This is a genomic window from Geodermatophilus sp. SYSU D00684 (genome assembly GCF_054050455.1).
In genome coordinates this window covers 185,663-192,978 of record NZ_JBJGZI010000005.1, presented here as the reverse complement: position 1 = coordinate 192,978, position 7,316 = coordinate 185,663, and the positions used below count along the sequence as shown (strand labels likewise).

Sequence of the window (7,316 nt, the reverse complement as noted above, 5' to 3'; positions counted from 1 at the left end):
CCGCCCCCGCACCCCACCCCCCCCCCCCGCCGCCCCCCCCCCGCCCCCGGCCGCGCCCCCGCCCCGCTGTGCACGTCCGCGGAGTCGTCCCGTGCACTTCCGCGGAAGTGCACGGGCGATCTCGTCTAGAGGTACTGGCCCCCGTCGGGGCGCTGCTCGGCGGTGCCACCGGGCAGCGCCCGCCCGCGCCGGATCTCCTCCAGCTGCGCCCGGGCGGCCATCTGCTGGGCGAACAGCGCCGTCTGGATGCCCTGGAAGACGCCCTCCAGCCAGCCGACGAGCTGGGCCTGCGCGATCCGCAGCTCGGCGTCCGACGGCGTCTCGCCCTCGCCGAAGGGCTGGGTGATCCGGCGCAGCTCCTCGGACAGCTCGGGCGCCAGGCCCTGCTCCAGCTCCTGGACCGACGAGGTGTGGATGTCCCGCAGCCGGGCCCGGCTGGCGTCGTCGAGGGGCGCGGCGCGGACCTCCTCGAGCAGCTGCTTGATCATCGTGCCGATCCGCATGACCTTGGCGGGCTGCTCGACCATCTCGCCGACGGTGGGCGCGCCGTCGCCGTCGCCGTCCGGGCCGCCGGTGGGCACGGGCATCGCGCCGACCGGCCGTCCGTCGGGACCCACGACGACGACCTGCTGCGGACGCTCCATGCCGTTCCCCGGTGCCGTCATGCCTCCATCCTGCCCCTCGCCGTCGCCGGGTGAACGCGGGGCGGCGGGGTGCCGGGTGCGGCGGCGGTCCTGGTGCAGCGCCCAACTAGGGTCGCCCGCATGCACCCGGGGGAGCCACGGCTGGACGTCGCGCGCGTCCGTGGCCTGTTCCCCGGCCTCTCCGACGGCTTCGTGCACACCGACGCCCCGGCGGGCACGCTCATGCCGGAGAGCGTCGTGCACGCCGTCTCCTCGGCGATGCGGGTGCCGGTGGCCAACCGGGGCGGGGTCTTCCCGGCGTCGGCGCGCACCGAGGCGCTGGTCGCCGGCGCGCGGTCCGCGGTCGCCGACCTCGTGGGCGGGGTGCCCGCCGGCGTCGTCCTGGGCCCGAGCGCCACCTCGCTCGTCTACGCGTTCGCCCGCGCGCTGTCGCGCACCTGGCGCTACGGCGACGAGGTGGTGGTCAGCCGCCTCGACCACGACGCCAACATCCGGCCCTGGGTGCAGATGGCCGAGCAGGTCGGCGCGGTCGTGCGCTGGGCCGAGGTGGACATCGAGACCGGTGAGCTGCCCGCCTGGCAGTACGACGACCTCATCAGCCCGCGCACCCGCCTGGTGGCGGTGACGGCGGCCAGCAACGCCATCGGCACGCGGCCCGACGTCGCCGCGATCGCCGCCCGCGCGCACGCCGTCGGGGCGCTGGTCTTCGTCGACGCCGTCCAGGCCGCGCCGCACGTGTACCTCGACAAGGCCGCCCTGGGCGCGGACTTCCTCGCCGTGTCGGCCTACACCTGGTGCGGTCCCCACGTGGGCGCGGTGGTGGCCGACCCGGCCCTGCTCGCCGAGCTCGCCCCCGACCGGCTGCTGCCCACGCCCGACCGCGTCCCCGACCGGTTCGAGACCGGCACGCCGCCGTTCGAGCTCTACGCCGGGGTCACCGCCGCCGTCGACCACCTCGCCGGCCTGTGCGACGACGCCACCGGCAGCCGCCGCGACCGGCTGCGCGCGTCCATGGCCGCCGTCGCCGCGTACGAGACCAGCCTGTTCGACTGGCTGGACCAGGCGCTGCGGGCCATGCGGCACGTGCAGGTGGTCGGCTTCCCCGAGCACACGACGCCGACGCTGTCGTTCACCGTGCCCGGCATGCGCCCGCGGCAGGTGGCCGCCGAGCTGTCCCGCCGCGGCATCTGCGCGTGGGACGGCGACTTCTACGCCCGCGAGCTGTTCGACGCGCTCGGCGTCAACGAGCTCGGCGGCGCCGTCCGGCTCGGGCTGGTGCACTACAACACCGCCGAGGAGGTCGGCTACGTGATCGACTCGGTGGCGGCGCTGCGCGGCGCGCTGCTCTAGGCGCTCACGCGTCGGGGAGCAGCAGCACCTTGCCGATGTGCTCGCTGGCCTCGACGACGCGGTGCGCCTCGGCCGCCCGCGACATCGGCAGCCGCCGGTCGACGATCGGCCGGACCACGCCGCGCTCGACGTCGGGCCACACCTCCGCCCGCACCGCCGCGACGATGTCCGCCTTGCCGCCCGGGCCGGCCGGCGGCCGCGAGCGCAGCGCCGTGGCCGCCACCGACGCCCGCTTGGCCAGCAGCTTCGCGATGTCCAGCTCGGCCCTCGTCCCGCCCTGCATGCCGATGACCACCAGCCGGCCGCCGACGGCGAGCGCGTCGACGTTGCGGGCCAGGTACTTCGCGCCCATGTTGTCCAGCACGACGTCGACGCCGGCGCCGTCGGTCTCCTCGCGCACCCGCTCGACGAAGTCCTCGTCCCGGTAGTTGACCAGCACCTCGGCGCCCAGCTCGCGGCAGAACTCCAGCTTGGCCGCGCTGCCGGCGGTGGTGAACACCCGCGCACCGGCCCGGACGGCGAGCTGGATCGCCATCGTGCCGATCCCGCTGGACCCGCCGTGCACGAGGAAGGCCTCGCCCCGGCGCAGGCCGGCGAGCTGGAAGACGTTGGACCAGACGGTGCAGGTGACCTCGGGCAGCGCGGCCGCGGTGGCCAGCTCCACGCCGGCGGGGCGGGGGAGCAGCTGCACCGCCGGGACGGCGACCCGCTCGGCGTACCCGCCGCCGGCCAGCAGGGCGCACACCTCGTCGCCCACCGACCAGCCGGTCACGCCCTCGCCGACCTCGCTGACGATCCCGCTGCACTCCAGGCCGAGGACCTCGCTGGCGCCCCGCGGCGGCGGGTAGTGGCCGGCCCGCTGCAGCAGGTCGGCCCGGTTGACGGCGGTGGCCGCGACGTCGACGACGACCTCGCCGGGACCGGCCACCGGGTCGGGGACCTCACCCCAGCCGAGCACCTCGGGGCCGCCGGGTCCACTCGCGATCACCGCACGCATGCCCCCGACCCTAGGAGGACCCTCTCGCCCCCCACCTCTCGCGAGCCGGCTCTCAGGCGCTCCGGACGGGCGCCACGGGCGCCGTGGCGCCGGAGACGGTGACGCAGCGCCCGTCCCCGCCCCCGGCGACGAGGTCGGCGAGCACCCCGCCCAGCGCCCGCCGGGAGACGTGCATCCCCTCGGTGTCCCCGGCCGGCGAGGTCGCGGCCGGCTCGTCGCCGTCGGTGAGGTACACCGGCTGGACGATCGTCCAGTCCAGGCCGCTGTCCCGGACGACCCGCTCCTGCCGCTCGTGGTCGGCGATCTGCGGCCGCAGCAGCAGGGCGAAGACCAGCCGGGCCGACAGCGGCAGCCGCCCGCGCGTCTCCCCGACGCCGTAGGAGGACTGGACGACCAGCCGCGGCACCCCGTGCTCCCGCATCGCGGCGACCACCGCGGCCGTCCCCCGCGAGCGGACGTCCAGCGGGGTGCCGCGGCTGCCCCGCAGGCGCACCCGCAGCGGGGACTCGCTGATGCCCAGGGTCACCACCACGGCGTCCTGCCCGCGGACCGCCCGGCCGACGTCACCCGGCGCCGTCGCGTCGCCGTCCACGGCCCGGACGCCGGGACGCCCCGCGTACGCGGCCGACGCCCGCCGCGCGAACGCGGTCACCTCGTGTCCCTGCCCGGCCAGCGCCTCCACGGCCGCCCGTCCGGACCCACCCGTCGCACCCACCACCAGAACGCGCACGTCCCTGCTCCTCCCGGTCCCACCGGCGCCCGTCGCCGGTCGCCGTCGACACTGGCGGCCGGGGCGGCCGGGGCCCATGACCGCGCGTCCGCGGTCGGTGCCCGTTCGTCCGGCGGGCCTGGACGCCCGGTGCGGGCGTCAGCAGGCTGGGACCGTGCACGCGGACGCCGGGACCGACCGGGACCCCGCCCGGCCCTGGGCGCCGGTCGACCCCCTCGGCGGCGTGCTGGCCGACCTCCGCATCCGCGGCACCTTCTACTGCCGGGCGGAGGCGACCGCGCCGTGGGGCCTGGAGATGCCCGCGCTCGCCGGGTGCATGAGCTTCCACGCCGTCACCCAGGGCAGCTGCCTGCTCGAGGTCGACGGCGAGCGGCACGAGCTCGGCGTCGGGGACCTGGCGCTGGTCCCGCACGGCCGCGGCCACCTGCTGCGCAGCGGCCACGGGTCGCCGGTCGCGGGGCGGGCCGACCTGCTGCCGCAGCGGTACCTGGGCGACCACTACTCCGTCCTGCGGCTGGACGGCGGCGGGTCCCCGGCGGCGATGGTGTGCGGGGTGGTCGAGCCCGACCGCCCGGGCGCCGCCCACCTGCTCGGCCTGCTCCCGCCGGTCCTGGTGGTGGGCGGGTCGGACCCGGCCCGGGCCGGCTGGCTGCCGCTGCTCCTGCGGGTCCTCGCCGACGAGGCCGCGGTGGACCGGCCCGGCGCCGAGGCCGTGATCACCCGGCTGGCCGACGTCGTGGTCGTCCAGGCCGTCCGGGCGTGGCTGGACACCGCGGCCACGGGTCCCGGGTGGCTCCGGGCCCTCCGCGACCCCCAGGTGGGGCGGGCCGTGGCGTCGCTGCACCGCGAGCCCGGCTCGGCCTGGACGCTGACCCGGCTGGCGCGGGAGGCCCGCATGTCGCGCTCGTCGTTCGCCGCCCGGTTCACCGAGCTGGCCGGGGAGCCGGTGATGCACTACCTGGCCCGCTGGCGCATGCACCTGGCCACGGTCGCCCTGGGGCAGGGGGCGCGGGTGGGCGAGCTGGCGGGGGACCTGGGCTACGAGTCGGAGGCGGCGTTCTCGCGCGCGTACAAGCGGATCGTCGGCGTCCCGCCGACGGCGGCCGCGCGACGCTCCTGAGACGCCCGGCGGCGCCGTCCAAGCAGGCCACAAGCCCGTTGCAGGGACCGGGCGGCACCGTCCCCACCATGACCACGACGAGCACCCCGACGACGACGTCCCCCGCCCCCGTCCGCCGCGCGCCCGCCCGCCGCGGCTCGGTCCGCTCCCTGGGCGACCACGCGCTGCTGCACCGGGCGCTGCGCTCGGGCACCCGGGTCGTGGCCGAGGCGCTGACCGGCATCGCCTTCGACGAGTCCTGCTGCCCCGAGCGGCAGCGCGAGCTGGTCCGCTGGACGAGCGGCGTGCTGGCCGAGGTCCGGGCGCACGCGGTGCTGCGCCGGCGGCTGGAGGCCGCGGTGTCCCGCGTCGTGCTGCCGGGCGGGGGCCCGGACCTGCGCCGCCCCGGTGGCGACGCCGCCCTCGACGAGGCGCTCACGCGGGCCGTCCTGGCGCTGCCGCTGTTCGCGCGGAACGCCAGCGCCGGCGCCCCCGCCCTGGCCGTCGCGCTGACCGCCCTCGCCGACCTGGTCGCCGCCCGGCTGGACGCCGAGGAGGCCGGCGTGCTCCCGCTGGTCGACGAGCACGTGTCCGCCGCCGAGCGCCGCCGCGCCGAGCGGTCCGCCCGCCGGGGCCTGCCGGCCGCCCAGGCGCTGTTCACGCTGCCGTGGCTGCTGGATGCCTGCCACCCCGCCGAGCGGGTGACGGTGCTCGAGACCGCGTCCCGCCCGGCCCGGCTGGTCCTGCGGTTCGCCGGCGCGCGCCACGCGCGCACCCGTGACGCCGTCCTCGGCACGCCCTGGTGACCCCGGGAACGGCGACGGCCGGGCTCCCCCGGAGGGGAACCCGGCCGTCGCGTGACCGTCAGGCGCGGGCCTTGAGGTCCTTGCGCAGGATCTTGCCGGCCGCGGACTTGGGCACCTGCTCGATGAACTCCACCGCACGGATCTTCTTGTGCGGGGCGAGCCGGCTGCCGGCGTAGTCCATGACGTCCTGCTCGGAGATCTCCGCGCCGGGCGCCTTGACGACGAACGCCTTGGGCAGCTCCTCGCCGCTCTCCTCGTCCTTGACGCCGATGACGGCGGCGTCGGCGATCGCCGGGTTGCTGAGCAGCACGGCCTCGAGCTCGGCCGGGGCCACCTGGTAGCCCTTGTACTTGATCAGCTCCTTGACCCGGTCGACGACGGTGTAGCAGCCGTTCTCGTCGACGATGGCGACGTCGCCGGTGTGCAGCCAGCCCTCGTCGTCGAGGGTGTCGGCGGTCGCCGTCGGGTTGTTGAGGTAGCCCTTCATGACCTGCGGGCCGCGGACCCACAGCTCCCCGCGCTCGCCGGGGGCGGCGTCGGTGCCGGTCTCCGGGTCGACCAGGCGGCACTCGGTGTTGGGCAGCGCCAGGCCGACCGAGCCCTTGGGCACCTCGGTGACGCCCTCGGGCAGCCGGGTGGCGTCCGGGGTGGTGTGCGAGACCGGCGACAGCTCGGTCATGCCGTAGCCCTGCGCGACGACGACGCCGTCGGCGGCGCCCTTGCGCAGCCGGTCCTGGGCGGCCTGGGCCAGCGCCTCGTCCAGCGGTGCGGCGCCGGAGGTGATGCTGCGCAGCGAGGACAGGTCGAACTGGTCGACCATCGGGTGCTTGGCCAGGGCCAGCACGATGGGCGGCGCGACGAACGCGCGGGTGATCCGCTGGTCCTGGATCGTGCGCAGGAACTGCTCGAGGTCGAACCGCGGCAGGGTGACCACGGTGCCGCCCCACTGCAGGCCCTGGTTCATGAGCACGGTCAGCCCGTAGATGTGGAAGAACGGCAGGACGGCGATGATCCGCTCGTCGCCCTCCACGAGCTCCACCAGCGGGCGGGACTGGCTGACGTTGGCCACCAGGTTGCGGTGGGTGAGCATGACGCCCTTGGGCAGGCCGGTGGTGCCGCTGGAGTAGGGCAGCGTGACCAGGTCGTCCGCCGGGTCGATGTCCACCTCGACCGAGGGGGCGTCGCTGGTGATGAGGTCCAGCAGCGAGGCGTGGCCCTCGGCGCCGTCCATGACGATGACCTCGTCGACCGGCGTCTGCTCGGTGGCCTCCAGCGCCCGGTCGAGGAACGGCGAGACGGTGACGAGCACCTTCGCGCCGGAGTCCTTGAGCTGGTAGGCGACCTCGTGGGCGGTGTAGAGCGAGTTGATCGGGCTCATCACCAGGCCGGCGCGGGCGATGCCGTGGAAGACGACCGGGTACCACATGGTGTTGGGGCACAGGACGGCGACGACGTCGCCCTTGCGCAGCCCGCGGGCGGCGAGCGCGGCGGCGACCCGGTCGACGTAGGTGGCCAGCTGGCCGTGGCTGATCGAGTCGCCGGTCAGACCGTCGACGAGCGCGGGCGCGTCGGGACGCGAGGCCCCGCCGGCGAGGACGAACTCGGGTACCGACTGGTCGGGGATCTCGACGTCGGGGTAACGACTGGCCAGAGCCACGGTGCTCCTCCTCTAGGCGTGCGTAGTGGCGCC

The 7,316-nt window shown here is 76.4% G+C and carries 7 protein-coding genes; 3 read left to right on the top strand and 4 right to left on the bottom strand.

Annotated features, from left to right (window positions below; translation table 11 throughout):
- Positions 1-125 precede the first annotated feature (125 nt).
- Positions 126-665, bottom strand: a complete 540-nt coding sequence (locus tag ACI79L_RS05345; RefSeq protein WP_456935778.1) for a bacterial proteasome activator family protein — start codon at positions 663-665, stop codon at positions 126-128.
- A 99-nt stretch (positions 666-764) separates the two neighbouring features.
- Here ACI79L_RS05345 and ACI79L_RS05340 point away from each other — a divergent pair, with 99 nt between their 5' ends.
- The gene (locus ACI79L_RS05340; RefSeq protein WP_456935777.1) at positions 765-1,994 is read left to right on the top strand and encodes a cysteine desulfurase-like protein; all 1,230 of its coding nucleotides are present in this window, start codon (positions 765-767) and stop codon (positions 1,992-1,994) included.
- 4 nt (positions 1,995-1,998) lie between these two features.
- Here the strand turns inward: ACI79L_RS05340 and ACI79L_RS05335 are convergent, their stop codons facing one another.
- Together ACI79L_RS05335 and ACI79L_RS05330 are read right to left on the bottom strand one after the other, a co-directional pair.
- On the bottom strand, positions 1,999-2,991 hold the full coding sequence (locus ACI79L_RS05335) for an NAD(P)H-quinone oxidoreductase (protein WP_456935776.1): 993 nt from the start codon (positions 2,989-2,991) through the stop codon (positions 1,999-2,001).
- A 52-nt stretch (positions 2,992-3,043) separates the two neighbouring features.
- Positions 3,044-3,721 (bottom strand): NAD(P)-dependent oxidoreductase, encoded by a 678-nt coding sequence (locus ACI79L_RS05330; RefSeq protein WP_456935775.1) that lies wholly within the window; start codon positions 3,719-3,721, stop codon positions 3,044-3,046.
- Between the two features lie 154 nt (positions 3,722-3,875).
- On the opposite strand from ACI79L_RS05330, the gene ACI79L_RS05325 reads away from it, so the two are divergent.
- Together ACI79L_RS05325 and ACI79L_RS05320 are read left to right on the top strand one after the other, a co-directional pair.
- Positions 3,876-4,841 (top strand): AraC family transcriptional regulator, encoded by a 966-nt coding sequence (locus ACI79L_RS05325; protein ID WP_456935774.1) that lies wholly within the window; start codon positions 3,876-3,878, stop codon positions 4,839-4,841.
- 68 nt (positions 4,842-4,909) lie between these two features.
- Positions 4,910-5,626 carry a hypothetical protein gene (locus tag ACI79L_RS05320; RefSeq protein WP_456935773.1) on the top strand — a complete coding sequence of 239 codons (717 nt, stop codon included), beginning with the start codon at positions 4,910-4,912 and terminating at the stop codon, positions 5,624-5,626.
- Positions 5,627-5,684: 58 nt separating this feature from the next.
- Here the strand turns inward: ACI79L_RS05320 and ACI79L_RS05315 are convergent, their stop codons facing one another.
- Positions 5,685-7,283, bottom strand: coding sequence for an AMP-binding protein (locus tag ACI79L_RS05315; RefSeq protein WP_456935772.1), 1,599 nt, complete (start codon positions 7,281-7,283; stop codon positions 5,685-5,687).
- Positions 7,284-7,316: the final 33 nt, after the last annotated feature.

Bases quoted from the DNA above. Each gene is read 5' to 3' on its own strand.
- ACI79L_RS05335 (WP_456935776.1), bottom strand. From the start codon at position 2,991: ATGCGTGCGGTGATCGCGAGTGGACCCGGCGGCCCCGAGGTGCTCGGC.
- ACI79L_RS05340 (WP_456935777.1), top strand. From the start codon at position 765: ATGCACCCGGGGGAGCCACGGCTGGACGTCGCGCGCGTCCGTGGCCTG.
- ACI79L_RS05345 (WP_456935778.1), bottom strand. From the start codon at position 665: ATGACGGCACCGGGGAACGGCATGGAGCGTCCGCAGCAGGTCGTCGTC.
- ACI79L_RS05320 (WP_456935773.1), top strand. From the start codon at position 4,910: ATGACCACGACGAGCACCCCGACGACGACGTCCCCCGCCCCCGTCCGC.